Below are 21,580 nucleotides of genomic sequence, written 5' to 3'. Positions count from 1 at the left end.
ATGGAATTACCTAAAGGATTTCATAATGAGATTATAGAGGCAAAAGAAAATTTAATAGAGAATAGTGATTTTAAATCCTCGGTATCTACTGCACCTTTAGTGTATGGAGGAGCAAACTTTAAAACTAATATTCTTGTTGAGAAATCGAGTTCAAAAGTGCTTTACAAACCCTCTATTGGTGCTGCACTTTTCAGTTTTATATTTCTTGCTGTTGGATTAGGAGTTTTATTTTTTGGCTTAATGCCCTTAATAGATTCAATCAGTGAAATCGATTCTTTAAATTGGTTCTTACTTATTTTCGGACTTATATTTTCTGGTGCTGGTGGATTTATGTTTTATCAATTTTACAAGCCTCGTGTTTTCGACAAACAATTAGGTGTTTATTATAAGGCTTATAATATTGATATTTATAAAATAAAAAGAGACAGTTCTAAAAAATATATTCCTTTAAACACAATTGTTGCTCTACAAATTATTGGTGAGCATGTAAAAAGCGATGAAGGTTCTTATAAAAGTTTTGAGCTCAATTTAGTTTTAAATGATAGTAGTAGAAAAAACGTGGTTGATCACGGAAATTTAAAATCTATTATTATCGATGCTGAAATTTTAAGTGAGTTTCTAGACATTCCTATCTGGCATGCAGGTTCTACTACTTAATAGAACATAAACGCATAAAACAAAATAATTACCGCTGTAGTGGGTATTACAATTGTCATAAACATAAATGTTGCCACACTGCATTTAAACCAACTTACAAACCATCCTTGACCATAGAATTTTTTTAAGGCAATCATTAAGTAAAAAAATGTTGATAATGCCACAAGCCAATCTATCCAATCTGGTATATCCCAAATTGAATTTACACCAAATATAATAGTGAATACTGTAAACAGATAAGAGAAAAAGTAAAAACTAAACACTAAATGATGTGCATAGCGTCCTTTCCTGAAATACAGTAGTTTTATAATTAATGCAAATATTGGCAGTAAAAAGAATAAAGCAATTGGTATGGTATCATAAAACGTGTGTAAAATATTTCCTCCATCTCTAGACTTGTAAAATTTTAGAACTTGAGTATATAGTTTTCTTTTAATCCAACCATCATCCTCTTCGAGTCCCATAGTTTTATATATCTCACTATCAGATGCTTTCACCTTAATTAGAGAATCAATTTCTGCTTCATTAAAACCAAAAGAAATGTCGTTTTTCTTTGGTAATTTATCAAGTGAAACAATAGAGTCTATTTCACTATCACTCATTCTAGTAATAAATTGATTGTCCTTAAGCGCTTCCTTAATTTTAATACGATCTAGAGAATCAATTCTCTTAATCTCTAATGGATCAATTAATTCAGTATCATCTGTATCAAAAGTTTTTTTTAATTCTTCATTTAATAATTCAGTTTGTTTTCTAACGGTAAATGAAAAAATAAAGAAGAATACAACAGAAATAAACAAATACATCTGAGCAGGATGAAGATACAAGAGTCGCTTACCCTTAATAAACTCTTTAGCTAGATAACCTGGCTTAAATAATAATGGAATAAAGCTCTTTAAAAAACGAGCATCAAAAGAAAAGTAATTACTAATGGTATTATAGAATAAAACTCCAATAGTTAATTCGTCGTTTGTTTTTTGCCCACAATGTGGACAAAATTGAAAACCTTCATCATAAGGTTGTTCGCAATTTTTGCAATTCTCTTGGTTGGCTTTCATTTTGATTGGTAATCAGTTTTAAAAGTAACAAAAATTATAACATTACACACTAATGTCGTTGGTTTCAATTTCAAAAATTAAGAATACACTTTAAACAAAAACAAGTTAAAATCCTTAAAATTAGATGATTAATTATTTTGGCACGCTGTTTGTTTAGTACTTTACGAGTTTAATTTAAAACCCAATTATTATGAAACGAATACTATATTTATTTGCAGCTTTAGTCGCTATGAGCACAACTGCATTCGCAACAACTAACACAACATCAGAAGCAGAAGCTTCTAACAATAATTATGTGAGAGGTTATGGTAAGTCTTTCATATTTACTGAAGCTGGTATTGAATTTTCAGTATTTGCAGATGGTCAATTTGACTTTTATTTACCAAACTACGGACCAGATGTAAACGTAGATATTGATACGCCTGGTTTTAGTTTAAGTTTTAACTCTGGTTACGATTACAATCCGTACCTACAATATGATGAGTATGGAGCAATTATTCAAATTGAAAACACACCAATTTATTATGATTATTACGGACGTGTAAATCAAATAGGAAACATTTTTATTAACTACAATGGAAGTGGGAGAATTACAAGGATTGGTGGCTTAAATGTATATTACAGAAACAATGCTTTTTGGAGATATGATGGATTTATCAATACTTACAACAGAGCTTATGTTTATAGACCATGGCACCGATTTTATGCGATACCACATGTTAACTTTTGTATTGTTCATGTAAATCCGTATAGAAGATATTATGCACCTGTAAGACATATTTATTACAGACCATATTCTAATAATGTAAGACACTATAACATTGTTAGAGGCAACAATGGCCATGTTACAAGACGCGCTAATACAGTTAGAAATACACGTAGATATGTACAAACACCAAGAAACAAAACGGAAAGAAGTATTAGAACACGTGTAACGCGTAACAATAAAGTAATTGCTGCAACAAGAACAACACGTTTAAAAGAAAACAACGCTGTAAGAACAACTAGAGGTAACGATGCTACAACTAGATCTAGTACGAGACGTACTTCTGATAAAGTAACGCCTACTAGAACTACAAGAACTAACAGAACAGCTACAACACGTTCTACAACTAGAGTTAAGAAACCTACTGCGACAACACGTAGTAGTACATCGACAACTACTAGAAGTACAGGAAATAATAATGTGACCAGAACTAACAGATCTGTGTCTAATAAAAGAACAACAACGAGTAAGCCTAGAACTACAGCAACAAGATCAAGTAATACTAGATCTCAAAGCACAAGAAAAGTGAGCTCTGTTCAAAATAAAAGAAAAACAACGTCTGTGTCTAATAAATCTAATAGCAGTAGAAACACTAACCGAAGCGCTACTAGATCTAACACAAAACGTACAAGAGGATAAAAACGATTTTTTGGTTGGTTAGGATGTCCCGTTTGATGTATGCTTTAGAGCACCTTACGGGACATTCTTGTTTTTAGATTTCTGCTTTCGTAAGAATTTAAGTTTACTTGAAACGTAAATATTTTTTTATCTGATTTGAAATATCCTCAGAAACATTCAACTTATATATCAGAACAACATAAATCAATCCTATTGAAATTGATTTTAGAATGATATTTACTATAGGTTGAAACGGAAACTCCCAAAAGTAAAATCCTAGAGATAATACAAGTAGTGTTACTACAATTTTGGTTGAACCTAAAGTGAAAGGCAACATATTAAATTTTCGTTTTACAAATATAATTTTAACCGTATTGTAAATAAATACAGCTAAAAATGTTGCAAACGCCGAGCCTTCAATTCCATAAATAGGAATAAAAATAGCATTAAGAATAATGGCCATAATAGCCAAAAGCACTCCAAAAAACAACACCATTCTGTAGTAATCACTATTAAATAAAATAGCATTATTGTTTCCTAAACTGTTATCATACAGCTTGGCTAAACTCACAATTAAAACTACAAAAAGTCCTCCTGTAAATTTATCTGGAAGAACTTCATACAACTGATTAATATTTAAAATAATTAACAAAAATATAAAACCGCTTATTACCAAAAGCGTCATAGAACTTCGTTTGTATAAATCTTCTAGCGAGTCATAATCTTTCTCATTAAGATATTTTGCAGATAATGGCAACATAATTTGATGCATAGCACGTTGCGGAACAGCAATTACGGTAGCAATAAAAATTGCGACACTGTAATAAGCAACTTGCTCAATATCTGGTAACATTAAGCCAATCATAAACTTATCGATATCTAATATAAGTGTAGCAACAGAACCTGCAATTATCATTAGGGCAGCATATTTTAAAATAGAAAATTGATGCTCTAATTTTTGAAATTTCAACTTCGGAAATCTTACAGAATAGGCATATAATTTCATAATTACCATTCTAATTACATACACAGCAACCAATGCCACAATAAAATTATCAGCTGTTAACCAATTAAAATAGACCGCCAACAATAAAAGCATAATGCATACTCTATGGAAAATCTCTTTCATTAAATTACCAAAAACAGTTTGCATTTGTACTTTAGTCCACGCAAAAAAGATTTCGAAATAAGCCATTGAAATTGCTAGTATAAAAATATGCCAAACATAATTTTCTACAATTTGATTTTCGTTAGACAACCAATGGACAATAGCATCATACGCAAAATAACCTATAAAAGCTGCTGGAATAATAAACAGAATAGGCAGAAATAACATAAACGTTAGAAAACTATTGATACTATTTTTAGTTTTAAATGTTGAATAGAATTTTACAATCGCATTATGAACTCCAAATGCCATAAAAGGCATCATAATATTAGCTGCAGAAAGCAAAAAAGCCACCAACCCATAATATTCATCGAATAGAAAATTGGTATAAAGAAAAAGTGTATTAATTGCACCAATACCAAAACCCAAATATGTGGTTATTGTGTTTTTAAAAGATTGGTTTAATACGATTCCCATAGTGAGGCAAAATACGATTATAAAAATTCAATTTGTATATTGTTTATTGTTTTAAAAACACCCCTAAAGTCCCCTCAAGGGGACATTCTCACTGTTACGATTAAAAAATTAGCTATCTTTTATAAGTTGACTTAACTTTTCTGTCAATGCCTTTCGGCTGTATGGCTGCAAACCAATAGCGTTTACACTTAAAGTATTATTCTGAAATGCTTCAAAATAAGTTAATATTTGCGTTTTTAATTCGGCTTTTTGCGTGTAATTAAAATAGGTTCCTGTGTTGGTTGAGGTGATAATTTTTTCCACATCAGCATCTTTAGGACCTAAAGCTAGTATTGGTGTTTCGGCTATAAGGTATTCAAAAACTTTACCTGCAATTATAGCTTTGGTGTCTTCGGAATCAATTTCTATTAACAACAATAATTGCGATTTCATTTGAAACTTTATCGCTTCATCATGACTCACATAACCCATAACATCTAAATGATTTTTTAATCCAAATTGATTAATAGATTCAATAACATCATCGCTTACCACACCAATTAATTGCAACCTAAAAGCTTCTGAAAACTCTTTGTTTTCTTTTATTAATTCTGAAAGTGTTTCCCATAAAACCAACGGATTTCTTTCTGATAATAAAGAACCTATATGAGATAGCGTAAATTCTTCATCCTTCCCTTCTATGCTGTTATTATGACCATCATAACCATTTGTAATAACCGTAATGGGTTGTTTTGTCTTTGTCTGAAACTCATTTTTGGTATGATGACTCGTAACAATAATATGGTCTGCTGTATTTAAAACATTTTGCTCTAAATTTAAATGCTTCGCTTTTGATGACGTTGTAAGTTTTAAATCTTTGTGATAGCCAATGGTCGTCCAAGGGTCTCTAAAGTCTGCAAACCATTTTACATCTAATCTGGCTTTTAGTTGTAAACCTATAATATGTAAACTATGTGGTGGACCTGTGGTAATAATAGTCTCTATGTTATTATCTCTTATATATTGAGATAAGAACTCTACTGAAGGTTTTATCCAGTTTTTACGTGCATCTGGAATAAAGAAATTCCCTCTTACATAAAGCATTGCTTTTTCAACAAAAGATTGTTTTTTAGCTTTAGGAATAACACCAGAACTTATTTTTTTTGACTTGCCTTTAGAAAACAAACTAGCCAAACCGTAAGGTTCGTTTATAGGCTGTTTTAGAATAGTAACACCATCTGGAATTTCATTAATTAAACTCTCATCTAGTATTGGGTAATTAGGATTTTCAGGACAATAAACAATGGGTTCTATTTCAAAATCTGGTAAATACTTCACAAACTTTAACCAACGTTGCACGCCTGGACCTCCTGCTGGTGGCCAATAATAGGTTATTATTAATATTTTGTTTTTGTTCATGTCTGTCATTCCTGCGAAGGCAGAAATCTATTAACTAGTAATCTAAATGCGGATTCCTGCATACGCAGGAATGACAATTATTCGTTTTCATTTTTGAAGGAATAGAATAAACCTGCAATCAATAAAATAACCAAAACAGCAGAACTTGTTAAAGCAACTTTACTTCCTGTTGCAACCACTTGCGGTTCAAATTTAAACTCAATAGTGTGTTTTCCTTTTGGCAATTCTAAAGCTCTTAACACATAATTTACTCTAAAATGAGGGACTAATTTGCCATCGATATACGCATCCCAACCTTGCTTATAGTAAATTTCAGAAAATACGGCTAAGCCATCATTTTTATTATCAGATTGATACTTTAAATAATTTGGTTTAAAGTCTAATAATTTAATAGATGCTGTAGAGTCTAAATCAAATACGTACTTACTTATAGTTTTAGTTTGTGTTACTGGTAAAGAACTCGCAAAAGATTGAAACTCTTGTCTACCCATCACTGCATCAGTTTTAGTATTTAAACTATCTAAAGCTAAAATTTCTTGATTAGCGTCATCTACAATTTTTAATTTTGACACAAACCAGGCATTCCCATTAGCTTCATTATTTGTATAAGGAAAAATAGTGTTTTGTTCTTCAGCAATAATGTATTTTGTATTCAGCATATTGAGAACATTCATGTTATTTTTATACACATGAAAATCTAACAATTCCTCTACACGTCCTAATTTTGCTGCACTATAACCCATTAAAGAATTATGGTAATACGCTGCTTTTGCAGGCATTCTTTGTCCATCACTAGACATATCCATCACTCTAAAATGACTCTTATCTTTTAAAATTTCTCTATCTGCTTGATTTGGCTGATAAGGTTTATCCACTTTTATCGCAGAAACAAAATCATCATTATTTACATATTTCTTATCTACTGAAACTAAATCGAAAAGAATTAAAACCGCGAATACCATAACCACTAAGGTTTCTGATAATTTCTTTTTTAAGAATAAGAATATTGTTCCGGCAGAAAGCAATACTAATATCAAAGTTCTTATGGTATCTGCAGACATCAGAGCCATTCTGTCTTTAATAATAGAATCCATAAAGGCTTGTCCGTAAGCACCAATATATTGGTCATCTCTTAAACCTTCAAAATCAAATAATGTAGATTTAAATAATAAAAAAATTAAAGCCAAACCTGCTGTAATACCAACAGAATAATACAATGCTTTCAGTTTTTCTTCATCCTTTTGAAAATCATTAAATAACCTAGACAATGCAAAAATCCCTAAAACCGGAATACATAATTCTAAAATAACTTGAATAGAACTTACAGCTCTAAACTTATTGTAAAATGGTACATAATCGATAAAGAAATCAGTTAAGAATCCTAAGTTTTTACCATAAGACAACAGTAATGATAAAATGGTTCCGCCAACAAGCCACCACTTAAGTCTTCCCTTAACTAAAAATAATCCTAAAACAAATAGAAATATTATAACTGCGCCAACATAAGCTGGTGCTTCTACAATGGGTTGATTTCCCCAATACATTGGTGCATTTCTGGCAGCATCTAAAGCTTCAATTGGAGAGGCTCCTAATCTAATATACGCTTCGTAAGTTTCAGAATCTTTACCAACATCTTCATAATTACCACCACCCATAAATTTAGGGATGTATAGATTGAAGGATTCTAATATTCCGTAACTATATTCCGTAATATAATCCTTATCTAAACCAGTGGTTGTTTCATTTAGAGAGCCATCTGTATTTATAGTTAAATCACTTTGTCCTCTAGCACTTTCCTTAACATACTCTTGTGTAGCCATTATGCCTGTTGCGTTAAGACCTACAGCTAATATGGCAGCAACAATTAATAAGCCAACGGACTTAAAAAAATGTGGTAATGCCTTTTTTCTAAAGGCATCTATTAGATAAGCTAATCCTAAAACCAGAACCAGTAACAATAAATAATAGGTCATTTGAAAATGATTCGCAACTATCTCTAAACCTAAAGCAATCGTAGTGAGTAAAAAACCGAGAATATATTTCTTTCTAAAAGCAAGTACAATTCCGGCTAAAACTAAAGGCATATAAGCAATAGCATGTGCTTTAGAGTTATGACCAACACCTAAAATAATGATAAGATAAGTAGAAAACCCAAAGGCTAACGCACCAAGTGCAGCGAGTTTAAAATCTACTTTTAAAGCTATTAATAAAATATAAAAACCTATAAAATATAGGAATAGATAATCTGCTGGCCTTGGCAGAAAACGTAATGCTAAATCTAATTTTTTAATATAATTATGAGGATATTTTGCTCCTAACTGATACGTTGGCATACCTCCAAAAGCACTATTGGTCCAGTAGGTTTCTTCACCTGTAGTTTTGGCAAACTCTTTTTGTTGTTGAGCCATACCAATGTAATGCATTATATCACTTTGGTTAATCTTTTTTCCTTGTAAAACAGGACTAAAATAAGCTAATGCAACAACTACAAATCCTATTAATATTAAGACATGCGGAAGTATACGTTTTATAGAAAATGACATGAGAATGCTTTTAGTTGAATGATTCTGAAAAGTAGTTATTTTTTTTGAAACAATACTAAAGTTTCATTTATACTGAATGACATTCAGCAATAAATTTAAAATAATGAAATTAATCTATTTCTTCGTAATCGATATACTCGCCTACTTTTTCGTTTGAAGATTTATTTTTATTAGGCATCTTATCAATAACCGTTTCTCCTTCTTTTTGTTTTTGCTGTTGTCTTTGTTGATTTGGGTTTTGGAATCCACCAAATTGTCCTCCAAATTTTTCTTCCGCTTTTTTGGCAACAAAACGCACCAACAAAGGAGCAAAAAGACGTGCTAAAATCTTAAAACCGTAGTAAACTAATAAAATAATTAAAATAATTTTTATCAATCCCATAAATGAGGCTTCTTGAATCATATGAATAAATAATATTCAAAAATACAATTATCGACATTTATAATGCGTTATTATTCCTTAAAAAAAGTATAAAATCTATATATTTGAATCAAATCTTCAATATACTGAACGGTTTTAAATCCTATTAAAAATGAGAATACTCAAATCGACCTTTATTTTATTAATAACTATTTCTTTTAATTCCGCTTTTGCACAGTATACGGAAGTAATCAACTCTAATCGACCAGGCGTTTCTAAAAGTGCTTTTTCAGTTGGTACAGGAGTTGTACAATTTGAAGCTGGTGCCTTTACTGTAAAAGAAGATCATGCCCTTAGAAATTATGAAGTTTCTGGTTTTGGTCTAGATTTTGGATTACGTTACGGATTATTATTTGAACAATTAGAATTATCTCTTGATGGCGTATACCAAAATGATACATTTACTAATTACAATGGACTAGTACCTGACGAAGATGCAAGATCTAATTTTAAAAATTTTACAATTGGAGCAAAATATTTAGTTTACGATCCTTATAAAAATGCAGAAGAAGCTAAGCCCAATATTTATAGCTATCATGCCAATAGAAAGTTTAATTGGAAATCATTAATACCAGCTGTTTCCATTTATGCTGGCGCAAATTTTGACACAAAAAATAATCCATATACTGATTTTGGAATTGAGGGCTTTAGTCCAAAAATTATGATTGCAACTCAGAACAATTTTAATGGAGGTTGGGTTTTTGTAATGAATTTAATTAAAGATAGAATTGGAACAGATCAATCTGATTTTTCATACATACTTACGTTAACCCATTCTTTTACACCGCAATGGGTAGTTTTTGGAGAAACTCAAGGGATTAAAAGTGATTTTTATGCTGATAATATTCTTAGGTTTGGTGGTGCATATCTCTGGACAAGAGATTTTCAACTAGATGCCAACATTGCATTTAATACCAAAGACACACCAACTGTTTTCAATATTGCTTTTGGAGCTTCTTATCGCTTAGACTTTCATAAAGACAAAAAAATTGATAATGGTAATTCAGCTAAAGATGGAAATGGTAAAATGCGTAAAACCAAAAAGAAGAAGAAAAAGAAAGAAGAAGATGATTTTGATTCTGAATAAATAGCTGTCCTAACGCAATGATTACAATAAAAGAAGCCATATCAAAAAAGGAATTAAAGGCATTTGTAAAATTTCCTTTTTCATTATATAAAGACTCTAAATATTGGGTACCACCAATTATTAAACAAGAGTTAGAAACCTTTAATAAAGATACGAATCCTATTTTTAAAGATGCAGAAGCACGTTTTTTCTTAGCCTACAAAGTAGGAGAAATAGTTGGTAGAATTGCAGCAATTGTGAATTGGCTAGAAGTAGATAAACAAAACATTAAAAAAATGCGTTTTGGCTGGTTTGATTTTATTGATGATTTAGAGGTTAGTAAAAAATTACTCGAAACTGTTGAAAATATTGGCAGAGAGCATCAACTTAGTTATACAGAAGGTCCTGTTGGATTTTCTAATTTAGATAAAGTTGGTGTAATGACTGAAGGCTTTGACCATATAGCAACAATGATTACATGGTACAATCATCCTTATTATGTTGACCATTATACATCCCACAAATATCAAATAGAGAAAGAATACTCAGAGAGTAAATTTCCTTTTGCCAATGTAAAACCTGAGTTTTTTAAGAAAGCGCAAGAGCTTATTAAACGACGTTATAAATTAAAAGCGCTACAACTAAAGACCACGGAAGAAGTTATGCCTTACGCAGATCGTATGTTTGATTTGTTTAATGAAAGTTATTCCTCATTATCTTCATTTGTAGAGATTACAGATATTCAAAAAGAATATTTTAAAAAGAAATTTATAAGTTTTGTTAATCCGGAATACATCAAATTTGTCACTGATGAAAATGACAAGCTTGTAGGATTTGCTATTGTAATGCCAAGATTTGCTGAAGCCATTCAAAAAACTAAAGGAAAATTATTCCCATTCGGTTTTACGCATATCTTAAAAGCAAAGAAGAATAGTAAAGATGTTATTTTCTACTTAATAGGTATTCATCCAGATTATCAGAACAAAGGCGTACATGCTGTAATATTTAATGAATATTACGAAACTTTTAAGGCGAAAGGAATCTTAACGTGTTATAGAACTCCAGAACTCGAAGATAATTATGCTATTAAGCAAATTTGGAAACACTTTGATCCTAAAGTTTATACAAGGCGTAAAACATTTAAGAAAGACTTATAACAGATAGATTTAGACATAAAAAAACGGTCATCACAAATTTTTGCGATGACCGTTTTCTAATTTGCGAAATGGATTACTCTCCCATTGCAGCGATCAATGCCGCTGACATTCTTTTATATGTTCCATTTTCTAAACGACTTCTGATAGCATCAAAGGCATCTAGTGTTTCTCTAACATCTTCTAAAGTATGAGTTGCAGTAGGAATCATTCTAAGCAAAATTAAACCTTTAGGTATAACAGGATAAACCACTATAGAACAGAAGATTCCATAATTTTCACGTAAATCTCTTACTAAAGCCATTGCTTCAGGTATACTACCTTTTAAATATACAGGTGTTACACAACTTTGCGTTGTTCCAATATCAAAACCACGCTCTTTTAATCCAGATTGTAAAGCATCTACAATAGTCCAAAGATTCTTTTTTAGTTCTGGCATTGTGCGCAACATATCTAATCGTTTTAACGCACCAACTACAAGTTGCATCTGTAATGACTTAGCGAACATCTGAGAACGTAAATTATATTTTAAGTAATCAATGATTTCTTGATCTGCTGCAATAAATGCACCTGTACTTGCCATAGATTTAGCAAACGTTGCAAAATATACATCAATATCATCTTGTACGCCTTGCTCTTCACCTGCTCCCGCTCCTGTAGCGCCTAACGTACCAAAGCCATGAGCATCATCTACGAAAAGTCTGAAATTAAATTTTTTCTTAAGCTCTACAATTTCTTTTAATCGACCTTGTTCGCCTCGCATACCAAATACACCTTCAGAAATCACTAAGATTCCTCCTCCTGTTTGTTCTGCCATTTTCGTAGCACGCTCCAAGTTTTTTTCTAAACTTACAACATCGTTATGCTTATATGTAAAACGTTTACCCATATGCAAACGAACACCATCTATAATACATGCATGTGCATCAACATCGTAAACAATAATATCATCTTTGGCTACTAATGCATCAATAGTAGAAACCATTCCTTGGTAACCAAAATTTAATAAGTAAGCTGCTTCTTTACTAACAAAAGCTGCAAGTTCATTCTGTAATTGCTCGTGTAATTCTGTGTGACCAGACATCATACGTGCTCCCATTGGGTAAGCTGATCCGTATGCTGCAGCTGACTCAGCATCAACCTTTCTAACCTCTGGATGATTTGCTAAACCTAAATAATCATTAATACTCCAAGTAATAACATCTTTTCCTTGAAATTTCATTCTATTAGAGATTTCTCCTTCTAGTTTAGGGAATACAAAATAACCTTCTGCTTGTGCAGCCCATTTACCTAATGGTCCTTTATCTCTATAAATCTTTTCAAATAAATCCTTCATGCTCAATGTTTGCTATCAATCCTTATCTCAAAATACACACAAAATACGGCAACATAAACACATCAACATTCAGAATTACTAAATGAGGCTATTTAAGTTGAATTACTATAAATTGATGTTCATATAAAAACCAGCTTGTACGAGTTAGCTGTTAGAGATAATTTTTAATAATTGTTAAATTAGTTTTGTTAGTATCTGCAAAATTAGTTAATATAATTATGACCACATAATTTATTTATTCTAACTATTAACTAAGTTTTGAACAAAAAAAAACCTACTACTGAATAGTAATAGGTTTAATTAAATAATAATTTTATTATTTTATATATTCTATTGTGGCTTGTACTTCTGATTTTGCATCGAAAAATCCTTGATCAGACATCCACTTGTCATTATAAACTTTACTCATATAACGCGATCCATGATCTGGAAACATCACAACAATTTTATCTGAAGCTTTAAACTCACTTTCTTCTACTAATTGTTTTATTGCCTGCATTGCTGCACCACTTGTATAACCAACAAAAAGACCTTCTGTCATAGAAATTTCTCTTGCAGTATGCGCACTTTCTTCATCTGTTACTTTAATAAACTTATCTATTAAATCGAAGTCAGTAGCTGTTGGTATTAGATTTTTACCTAAACCTTCTATTCGGTAAGGGTAAATTTCTTTATCATCAAACTCACGTGTTTCGTGATATTTCTTTAAAACTGAGCCATAAGCATCAACGCCTATTACTTTTACGTTTGGGTTTTGCTCTTTAAGATATTTTGAAATACCAGAAATAGTTCCTCCTGTTCCACTACACGCAATTAAATGTGTGATTTCTCCATTAGTTTGTTCCCAAATTTCTGGACCAGTAGAATTGTAATGTGCATCAATGTTTAATTGATTAAAATACTGATTGATATAAATAGAACCTTTATTTTCTTCGTGTAAACGTTTTGCAACTTCGTAATAAGAACGAGGATCATCAGCTTTAACATGTGCAGGACAAACATAAACCTTTGCTCCCATAGATTTTAACATGTCTATTTTATCTGCTGAAGATTTAGAACTTACAGCTAATATACACTCGTATCCTTTTATTATACTTACTAAAGCTAAGCTAAATCCTGTATTTCCAGAGGTGGTTTCTATAATGGTATCACCTGGCGACAAAATGCCTTGACGTTCTGCCTCTTCTATAATATGTAGTGCAATTCTATCTTTTGAAGAATGACCTGGATTAAATGCCTCTACTTTAGCGTAAAAATCGCCATCAAAGTCAGCAGTCATTCTGTTTAATTTGATAAGTGGTGTATTTCCTATTAGTTGAAGTACATTATCAAATACATTTTTGTTTTGCTTCATAAAAAATATTTTTCAGTAACCTATTTATATATTAGACACCTAAAACCTCGCAAAGGTAACACTTTTTTTAAAACTAGACTGTAATTCCTTCTAAATCTAGCAAGAATGCAAACTCTTCTGCATCTTCCTTTAGGCTTTCAAATCGGCCAGAAGCACCACCATGACCAGCATCCATATTAGTTTTTAAATACAATTGATTATCATCTGTTTTCATTTCCCTAAGTTTTGCAACCCATTTCGCTGGTTCCCAATATTGCACTTGCGAATCGTGCAAACCAGTTGTTACTAACATGTTTGGATATGCTTTGGCTTCCACATTATCATATGGTGAATACGATTTTATATAATTGTAATATAAAACGTCATTAGGATTTCCCCATTCGTCATACTCACCTGTCGTTAACGGAATTGAATCGTCTAACATAGTTGTAATCACATCTACAAAAGGAACTGCTGCAATAACACCATTATATAATTCTGGCGCTTTATTAATAATTGCTCCCATCAATAAACCACCTGCACTTCCACCCATGGCATATAAATGTTTAGACGATGTGTAACGCTCCTTAATTAAATGCACAGAACATGCTATAAAATCTGAAAATGTATTTTTCTTATTTAACAATTTTCCGTTTTCATACCATTCACGTCCTAAATATTCGCCTCCTCTAATATGCGTAATCACATATATAAATCCACGGTCTAATAAAGTTAATCTTATGGTTGAAAAATAAGGGTCTATGGTAGATCCATAACTTCCGTAGGCATATTGTAATAATGGATTAGAACCATCTTTCTTAAGTCCCTTTTTATAAATAACAGACATTGGGATTTTTGTACCATCTTCCGCTGTAGCCCAAATACGTTCTGATACGTAATTGTCTTTATCAAAATTTTTATCTAAAACCTCTTGTTCTTTTAAAACGGTTTTGGTTTTAGTACGCATATTAAACTCAATAACCGAAGATGGTGTTGTCATAGCATTATAGCCATAACGCAATAATTCAGTATCAAAATCTACATTAGTGCCTGTGTAAGTTGTGTAGGTTTCATTATCAAAAGGCAAATAGTAATCTTCAGTGTTATCCCAACGTTTTATTCTAATTTCGTTAAGTCCGTTTTTACGTTCACTAACAACTAAATAGTCTTTAAAAATATCAATACCTTCTAAGAGAACATCATTTCTATGTGCAATAACTTCTGTCCAATTTTCAACTTTAGTTTGTGTTTCTAAAGTTTTCATTAATTTAAAATTGGTCGCCTTATCCTTATTAGTAAGAATATAGAAATGGTCATTATAATGTGAAATACTATATTCTAATCCTCTAATTCTTGGTTGAAACACTTGAAATTTTCCTTCAGGATTATCTGCATCTAAAATATGATACTCGTTTGTTAATGTACTGTAACATGCAATAATTATATACTTTCTAGATTTAGATTTATAAACGGCTGCGCCAAACGTATCATCGCCTTCCTGAAAAACAAGCTCATCCTCTGATGTATCTCCTAAACGGTGTTTATAAATTTGAAATGCTCTAAGCGTAACTTCATCCTTCTTAGTATAAAACAACGTTGCATTATCATTTGCCCAACTTGAAGAACCTGTAGTCCCTTCTATTCTATCTTCTGCAACTTGATGGGTTTTTAAATCTTTGACGTGAATAGTATAATTTCGTCGTCCTGTGTTGTCAATTCCATAGGACACTTTTTTATTATCTGGACTAATACTTATACCTGCTAATTTGAAATAAGATTCACCTTCTGCCATTTTATTACAGTCGAATAATAATTCTTCAGGATTATCTAAACTGTCTTTTTTACGCGTGTAAATTGGGTAGTCTTTTCCTTTTTCGAATTTAGTAATGTACCAATAGCCATTATATTTATATGGTACTGAAGAATCATCTTCCTTTATTCTAGATTTCATTTCTTCAAATAAATCCTTCTGAAATTCTTTTGTATGTGCCATTTGACTATCGCAATACGCATTTTCTGCATTTAGATAGTCTATAACTTCTGGATGTTCTCTGTCTTTCATCCAAAAATAATTATCAACACGTATGTCGCCATGCTTTTCTAATTGATGTGGAATCTTTTTGGCAATTGGCGGATTTATATCTGAAATTTTTGTCATTTGTTTTAAGAAAATTTTAATCTAAAAAGTCGCGCAATTTACTAATTTTACAGCGTAAAAATTTAAAAGACACAATATATGTTTGGAGATATGATGGGAATGATGGGCAAATTAAAAGAAGCTCAGAAAAAAGTTGAAGAAACTAAAGAGCGTTTGCACACCGTTTTAATTGACGAAGCAAGTAACGACAATAAATTAAAAGTAACCATCACTGCGAATAGAACTATTAAGTCTATTGATATTGCAGATGAATTACTTGAAGATAAAGATATGCTTGAAGATTACTTAATCCTTACGCTTAACAAAGCCATAGAAAAAGCAACTAACGTGCACGAAACTGAAGTTGCTGCTGTTGCAAAAGAAGGCATGCCAACCATTCCTGGTATGGATATGTTTAAGTAGAAGCCCCTTTAATTCCCCAAAGGGGAAAACTAAGTACTTTAAATATACTGTTATTACTTCAACTTTTTTTTAGGTTTATGCCATTTATAAAACCTTTAAAACTTCCAATAACTTGTCATGCATTTGGTCTGTATAATCCAAATGTGTGACCATACGAAGTTTATTGCTTCCCATACCTATAATTCTAATATTCTTTTCGTTGAGATTATTTAAGAATTTTGTTTCATCCACATCGTCATTCAATTCAAAAATAACGATGTTGGTTTCTATAGGTTCAACTTTTTTAATAATTGATAATTTAGACAACACCTCTCCTATTTCCTTGGCACGCTTATGGTCGTCTGCAAGGCGCTCTATGTTATTATCTAAAGCATACAAACCTGCTTCAGCCAAATAACCTATTTGTCTCATATTGCCTCCAAATAGTTTTCTTAAGCTTAAGGATTGTTTCATAATGTCCTCGTTTCCTATTAAAACTGAACCAACAGGACATCCCAAACCTTTACTTAAACACACCGAAATAGTATCAAAAGTTTTTCCATATTGTAATGTGGTTTCATTTTTAGCCACCATAGCATTCCAGATTCGTGCACCATCTATATGAAATCCTAAATTATTAGATTTACATACCTTCTTTAGGTCTTTAAATTCCTTAAAATCCCAACACGCTCCTCCTCCTTTATTGGTTGTATTTTCCACTTCCACTAAACTGGTTTTACTATAATAATATTCTGGTGGATTAATGGCTTCTTCAACTTGTGCAGCAGTAAACATACCTCTATTACCATCTATTAATTTACAGGATGCTCCACTGTGAAAAGCGACACCTCCAACTTCATAATTATAAATATGTGCGTATTTATCGCAAATTACCTGCTCGCCAGGGTTGGTATGTAATTTTATTGCAATTTGATTTGCCATACTACCTGAAGGGAAAAACAACGCCTTATCCTTACCAAACATTTTAGCTAAACGTGCTTCTAATTCATTAACCGTTGGGTCTTCTCTAAAAACATCATCACCAACTTGGGCAGACATCATAGCATCTAGCATGCCTTTTGATGGTTTTGTAACCGTATCGCTTCTTAAATCTATAATCATATTTTAATAATCTTTATAAGTACAAATATCAGTTCCTATTGGAGAACCATCTGGTATTTTGGGAGAATTTTCTAGTTTAAATTTTTCTGGATGCTCATTAAATTCTTTAATCATAAGGCCATACTGCATAGCCATTGCATCATCACTATTAAATTGAATTGCCAAGTTAGCAAGCGATTTATTAGCAATTGCTTTAGTTTGAAAATAACTATTGTCATTTATGGCTAGGTTCATTACATATTTCAAGACATTAATATTGATTTGATGTTGTATAGCTTGCAGATATAAATCTGTGTGATTCTTGTTAAATGTGTTCTTAAACAAACCATCTAAAACGTCTTGTAAACTTAATTGCGTTTCATCTAAACTTTTTTGAAGTATTAATCGATTGGCACGTTGAGGGTGTAACAAAAATTTTAATGTCATATCGCTAGCTGTATTTGCAGCACTTAGCGGATCAAAAGCAACACCTGTTTTGCCTTTAAATGATTCTCTAGTGCGTCCATAACCAAAAGCTCTTGGAGGAAACAATGACAATTTATCCTCTGGAATGGCTAAAACTTTTGCGTCTATCGTATTAAAAATACCGTCTAAAGTTTCCCTTTGTATAGATCCATCAACTGTTTTAGATGTAAATTGCTCATCGCCTTTTACGGCATAATTATAATCTAATCCACCAATAACTTTGGTTGCCGCTTCCACTTGAAAGCGATGATAAAAATATAAAGGAACAAATACATCTTCTAAAACAGAGTAAGGTTGATAAGCCTTTATATTTTCGACTGAAAAATTAGCTATCGCTTGTTTTCGTAATTCTAAAACTTCGTCTAAACCAGCTTTAGGTGTTTTTCCGTTATCCCATAAATGAGCAAAAGCATGTGCACCTCCAGCTGCTCTGGCATCAGCATCTGTTATAAATCGCAAACCTTCATTTTGAGCATTTTTAAGAATCTTACGCAAAGCTGTTTTTTCATCTGTTTTCTTATCAAATTCCGAATAACTATAAGCCACAGTGACTTTATCCCAATTACCAATGCCTATTGCATAGGCTTTACTGAAATCAATAATTCCATCATTTACAGAGACTAGTGGATGTGGATAATCCATCACAGAAGCTCTATCATTTATACTTGATGCAAAATTATGTGCAAAACCAATAGTATGGCCAATTTCATGCGCACTTAATTGTCTTATTCTGGCTAAAGCCATATCTAACATTGGTTTATAATTTTCATCGCGCTCAGCAAACGGTTTATTCATTAAGGCTTGAGCAATCATAAAATCTTGACGAATTCGTAAACTTCCTAAACTTACATGACCTTTAATTATTTCGCCTGTTCTGGGATCTACAACACTAGCTCCATAACTCCAACCTCTAGTACTACGATGAACCCATTGAATAACATTATATCTGCAATCCATAGGATCTGCATCCTTAGGTAACATCTTTACTTGAAATGCATCTTCAAAACCAATAGCTTCATAAGCTTCATTCCACCATCTTGCTCCTTCGAGTAGTGCAGATCTAACTGGTTCTGGAGTTCCAGGATCTAAATAATAAATAATTGGTTCTACGGCTTTACTCTTTAATGATTTAGGGTTTTTCTTAACCAAACGATGACGTATAATAAATCGTTTAGTAATATCTTCTTCAATAGGTGTTGCATAGTCTAAATAAGATATAGAAATTGCGCCACTGCGCGTATCAAAAACTCTTGGTTTATAATTACTATCTGGTAATTCTATAAAAGAGTGATGTTGTATTACACTAATCAAGGAAGGTGTTGGTGTAACACTTCTTAAATTTCTACCCGTTGGCTCGCCCTTAAAGGTTAATAAAGCTTCAAACTCAATATTTTTTGGAAATGCTTTAGTACGCTCAAGAGAAAGTGCGCTTTTTGATTTATCTAATTTATAAATACCTTCTTTTTGTCTTTTTAATCGACTTGTCACGCCATTGGTATCTTCCATCAAAAAAGGTGTAAAATCAATAATATATTCCCCTTTTTTATCTGATAAAATTTTGAATCCGAATAAAACAGAATGCGCAAATGCTTGTTCAATACTTTTCTTTTCTAACGCATTTTTTGTGTTGGCTCGATATTTTAAATTAGGCTGAACAAGCAACAACTTGTTACCCGCTTTTTTAAAATAAACTACACGCTCTCCACCTAACAGTCCTCTATCTAAACCAATATCATTGCTACCAACACCAGAGGCTAAAGAGTTTACGTATAAAAACTCAGTATTCAGTTTTTCAACCTTTAAATAGATTTTATCTGAACTTTCTTCGTAATAGAAATCAAAATAACCTGTAAATTCTTGTAAATCTTTTTTATCTAAAATTTGGGCATTGATGGAACAGCCCATGATAATAAAACCTAATAAAAAGTATATTTTTTTCATAGCAAATAATTGAGTCATAAAACTACGGAAAATCTAAAAAAACAATTCAAAATTATGGCACTTTAAATCCACTGCATATATTTGTAGAAATAACAATAATTTATGATAACATCAGATCAAATAAAAGATCTTAATTCCCGTCTAGACATACTTAGACAATATCTTTGACTTAGATGCTAAGCTGATAGAAATTTCTAACGAAGAAGAACAAACTTTTGACCCTAATTTTTGGAACGACTCTAAAGCTGCCGAATTGGTAATGAAATCAATTAGAGAGAAAAAAAGTTGGGTTACCGATTTTAACAATGCCAAATCACTTTTTGAGGATTTAGAAGTCATTTATGAATTCTACAAGGAAGACGAAGCTCCCATGGAAAATGTAGAGCATCGTTATGAAGCCGCAGTAAATACCATTGAAAAACTAGAATTTAAGAACATGCTTTCCGAAGAAGGTGATAGTTTAAGTGCTGTTTTACAAATTACGGCTGGTGCAGGTGGAACAGAATCTTGTGATTGGGCAAGTATGTTAATGCGTATGTACTTAATGTATGCTGAAAAAAGTGGCTTTAAAGTAAAGGAACTTAACTTACAAGATGGCGATGTTGCTGGTATTAAAACTGTGACCATAGAAATTGAGGGCGAATATGCTTTTGGTTGGCTTAAAGGCGAAAATGGTGTACACCGTTTAGTTAGGATCTCTCCTTTTGATAGTAATGCTAAACGCCATACAAGTTTTGCTTCGGTTTATGTTTACCCATTAGTAGATGACTCTATTGAGATAGATATTAATCCTGCCGATATTGAAATAACAACAGCACGATCAAGTGGAGCCGGAGGACAAAACGTAAATAAAGTGGAGACCAAAGTTCAGTTAAGACATAAACCATCTGGTATCCAAATTCAATGTTCTGAAACACGTTCACAACAAGACAATAGAACGCGAGCTATGCAAATGCTTAAGTCTCAATTGTATGAAATTGAACTACAGAAACAAATGGCACAACGTGACGATATTGAAGCTGGAAAAATGAAAATTGAATGGGGAAGCCAGATTAGAAATTATGTATTACATCCTTACAAATTAATTAAAGACGTACGCTCTGCTCACGAAACAGGTAATGTAGATGCTGTTTTAGACGGAGATATTGAACCATTTTTAAAAGCGTATTTAATGCTAATGGGGCAAAAAGAAGATTCGGCATTATAATTGTAATTAACAAAATAAGATGATTAAAATATATCACAATCCAAGATGTTCAAAGTCTAGACAAGGACTGGCAATTGTAGAAGACTCTGATAAAGAATTAGAAGTTGTAAAATATTTAGAGAATAAATTAACCATTGAAGCCTTGGAAATTTTAATTTCTAAACTAGCAATACAACCAATTGATTTAGTGAGAAAAAATGAAGCTATTTGGAAATCTGATTTTAAAGGTAAGGACATGTCAGATAAAGAAATTATAGAAGCTATGGTTAATCATCCTAAGTTAATAGAAAGACCAATAGTAGTTAATGGAAATAAAGCTGTGATTGGTAGGCCACCAGAAACTATAAAAGAAATCATTTAAAAGACATCAA

The 21,580-nt window shown here is 31.9% G+C and carries 17 protein-coding genes; 7 read left to right on the top strand and 10 right to left on the bottom strand.

The window, feature by feature from the left end:
* A complete protein-coding gene (locus ACJBCC_RS10700) occupies nucleotides 1-657 on the top strand; it encodes a hypothetical protein (RefSeq protein WP_299100476.1) in 657 nt (218 codons plus the stop codon).
* On the opposite strand, the gene ACJBCC_RS10695 is transcribed toward ACJBCC_RS10700, so the two are convergent.
* A complete protein-coding gene (locus ACJBCC_RS10695; protein ID WP_407557165.1) occupies nucleotides 654-1,715 on the bottom strand; it encodes a DUF3667 domain-containing protein in 1,062 nt (353 codons plus the stop codon). The two genes, ACJBCC_RS10700 and ACJBCC_RS10695, sit on opposite strands and share 4 nt — an antisense overlap.
* A gap of 190 nt (nucleotides 1,716-1,905) precedes the next feature.
* Here ACJBCC_RS10695 and ACJBCC_RS10690 point away from each other — a divergent pair, with 190 nt between their 5' ends.
* A complete protein-coding gene (locus ACJBCC_RS10690; RefSeq protein ID WP_407557164.1) occupies nucleotides 1,906-3,120 on the top strand; it encodes a hypothetical protein in 1,215 nt (404 codons plus the stop codon).
* Nucleotides 3,121-3,223: 103 nt separating this feature from the next.
* Here the strand turns inward: ACJBCC_RS10690 and ACJBCC_RS10685 are convergent, their stop codons facing one another.
* From ACJBCC_RS10685 to ACJBCC_RS10670, 4 genes are all read right to left on the bottom strand, one after another.
* Nucleotides 3,224-4,684 (bottom strand): oligosaccharide flippase family protein, encoded by a 1,461-nt coding sequence (locus ACJBCC_RS10685; protein ID WP_407557163.1) that lies wholly within the window; start codon nucleotides 4,682-4,684, stop codon nucleotides 3,224-3,226.
* Between the two features lie 108 nt (nucleotides 4,685-4,792).
* A complete protein-coding gene (locus tag ACJBCC_RS10680) occupies nucleotides 4,793-6,082 on the bottom strand; it encodes a glycosyltransferase (RefSeq protein ID WP_407557162.1) in 1,290 nt (429 codons plus the stop codon).
* Between the two features lie 77 nt (nucleotides 6,083-6,159).
* Nucleotides 6,160-8,625, bottom strand: coding sequence for a YfhO family protein (locus ACJBCC_RS10675; RefSeq protein ID WP_407557160.1), 2,466 nt, complete (start codon nucleotides 8,623-8,625; stop codon nucleotides 6,160-6,162).
* 109 nt (nucleotides 8,626-8,734) lie between these two features.
* Nucleotides 8,735-9,028 carry a DUF4834 family protein gene (locus ACJBCC_RS10670; RefSeq protein ID WP_299100488.1) on the bottom strand — a complete coding sequence of 98 codons (294 nt, stop codon included), beginning with the start codon at nucleotides 9,026-9,028 and terminating at the stop codon, nucleotides 8,735-8,737.
* A gap of 130 nt (nucleotides 9,029-9,158) precedes the next feature.
* Here ACJBCC_RS10670 and ACJBCC_RS10665 point away from each other — a divergent pair, with 130 nt between their 5' ends.
* Both ACJBCC_RS10665 and ACJBCC_RS10660 read left to right on the top strand, forming a co-directional pair.
* Nucleotides 9,159-10,133, top strand: a complete 975-nt coding sequence (locus tag ACJBCC_RS10665) for a transporter (protein WP_407557158.1) — start codon at nucleotides 9,159-9,161, stop codon at nucleotides 10,131-10,133.
* A 17-nt stretch (nucleotides 10,134-10,150) separates the two neighbouring features.
* Nucleotides 10,151-11,269, top strand: coding sequence for a GTP cyclohydrolase (locus ACJBCC_RS10660; RefSeq protein WP_407557157.1), 1,119 nt, complete (start codon nucleotides 10,151-10,153; stop codon nucleotides 11,267-11,269).
* Nucleotides 11,270-11,342: 73 nt separating this feature from the next.
* Here the strand turns inward: ACJBCC_RS10660 and ACJBCC_RS10655 are convergent, their stop codons facing one another.
* The 3 genes from ACJBCC_RS10655 to ACJBCC_RS10645 form a co-directional block, all read right to left on the bottom strand.
* Nucleotides 11,343-12,602, bottom strand: a complete 1,260-nt coding sequence (locus ACJBCC_RS10655) for an aminotransferase class I/II-fold pyridoxal phosphate-dependent enzyme (RefSeq protein ID WP_299100494.1) — start codon at nucleotides 12,600-12,602, stop codon at nucleotides 11,343-11,345.
* 316 nt (nucleotides 12,603-12,918) lie between these two features.
* Nucleotides 12,919-13,956, bottom strand: coding sequence for a PLP-dependent cysteine synthase family protein (locus ACJBCC_RS10650; protein ID WP_407557156.1), 1,038 nt, complete (start codon nucleotides 13,954-13,956; stop codon nucleotides 12,919-12,921).
* Nucleotides 13,957-14,029: 73 nt separating this feature from the next.
* Nucleotides 14,030-16,093, bottom strand: coding sequence for a S9 family peptidase (locus ACJBCC_RS10645; protein WP_407557155.1), 2,064 nt, complete (start codon nucleotides 16,091-16,093; stop codon nucleotides 14,030-14,032).
* A 78-nt stretch (nucleotides 16,094-16,171) separates the two neighbouring features.
* Here ACJBCC_RS10645 and ACJBCC_RS10640 point away from each other — a divergent pair, with 78 nt between their 5' ends.
* Nucleotides 16,172-16,495: a YbaB/EbfC family nucleoid-associated protein gene (locus tag ACJBCC_RS10640; protein ID WP_407557154.1), complete on the top strand. Its 324-nt coding sequence runs from the start codon at nucleotides 16,172-16,174 to the stop codon at nucleotides 16,493-16,495.
* A gap of 84 nt (nucleotides 16,496-16,579) precedes the next feature.
* On the opposite strand, the gene ACJBCC_RS10635 is transcribed toward ACJBCC_RS10640, so the two are convergent.
* Together ACJBCC_RS10635 and ACJBCC_RS10630 are read right to left on the bottom strand one after the other, a co-directional pair.
* On the bottom strand, nucleotides 16,580-17,596 hold the full coding sequence (locus ACJBCC_RS10635) for a threonine aldolase family protein (protein ID WP_407557153.1): 1,017 nt from the start codon (nucleotides 17,594-17,596) through the stop codon (nucleotides 16,580-16,582).
* Between the two features lie 3 nt (nucleotides 17,597-17,599).
* A complete protein-coding gene (locus tag ACJBCC_RS10630) occupies nucleotides 17,600-20,002 on the bottom strand; it encodes a zinc-dependent metalloprotease (RefSeq protein ID WP_407557152.1) in 2,403 nt (800 codons plus the stop codon).
* A gap of 102 nt (nucleotides 20,003-20,104) precedes the next feature.
* Between ACJBCC_RS10630 and prfB the strand changes: the two genes are divergently transcribed.
* Nucleotides 20,105-21,209, top strand: a protein-coding gene (prfB, locus tag ACJBCC_RS10625) for a peptide chain release factor 2 (protein ID WP_299100505.1) whose coding sequence is annotated in 2 segments (ribosomal slippage) — nucleotides 20,105-20,167 and nucleotides 20,169-21,209 — 1,104 coding nt in all. Because the reading frame shifts where the segments join, the coding sequence is not laid out codon by codon here.
* 19 nt (nucleotides 21,210-21,228) lie between these two features.
* Nucleotides 21,229-21,570 carry an arsenate reductase (glutaredoxin) gene (gene arsC / locus ACJBCC_RS10620; protein WP_407557151.1) on the top strand — a complete coding sequence of 114 codons (342 nt, stop codon included), beginning with the start codon at nucleotides 21,229-21,231 and terminating at the stop codon, nucleotides 21,568-21,570.
* The last annotated feature ends 10 nt before the right edge of the window (nucleotides 21,571-21,580 follow it).

Source organism: Winogradskyella sp. 4-2091 (assembly GCF_045765065.1).
Lineage (GTDB): Bacteria > Bacteroidota > Bacteroidia > Flavobacteriales > Flavobacteriaceae > Winogradskyella.
This window is presented reverse-complemented; position numbering and strand designations above follow the sequence as displayed.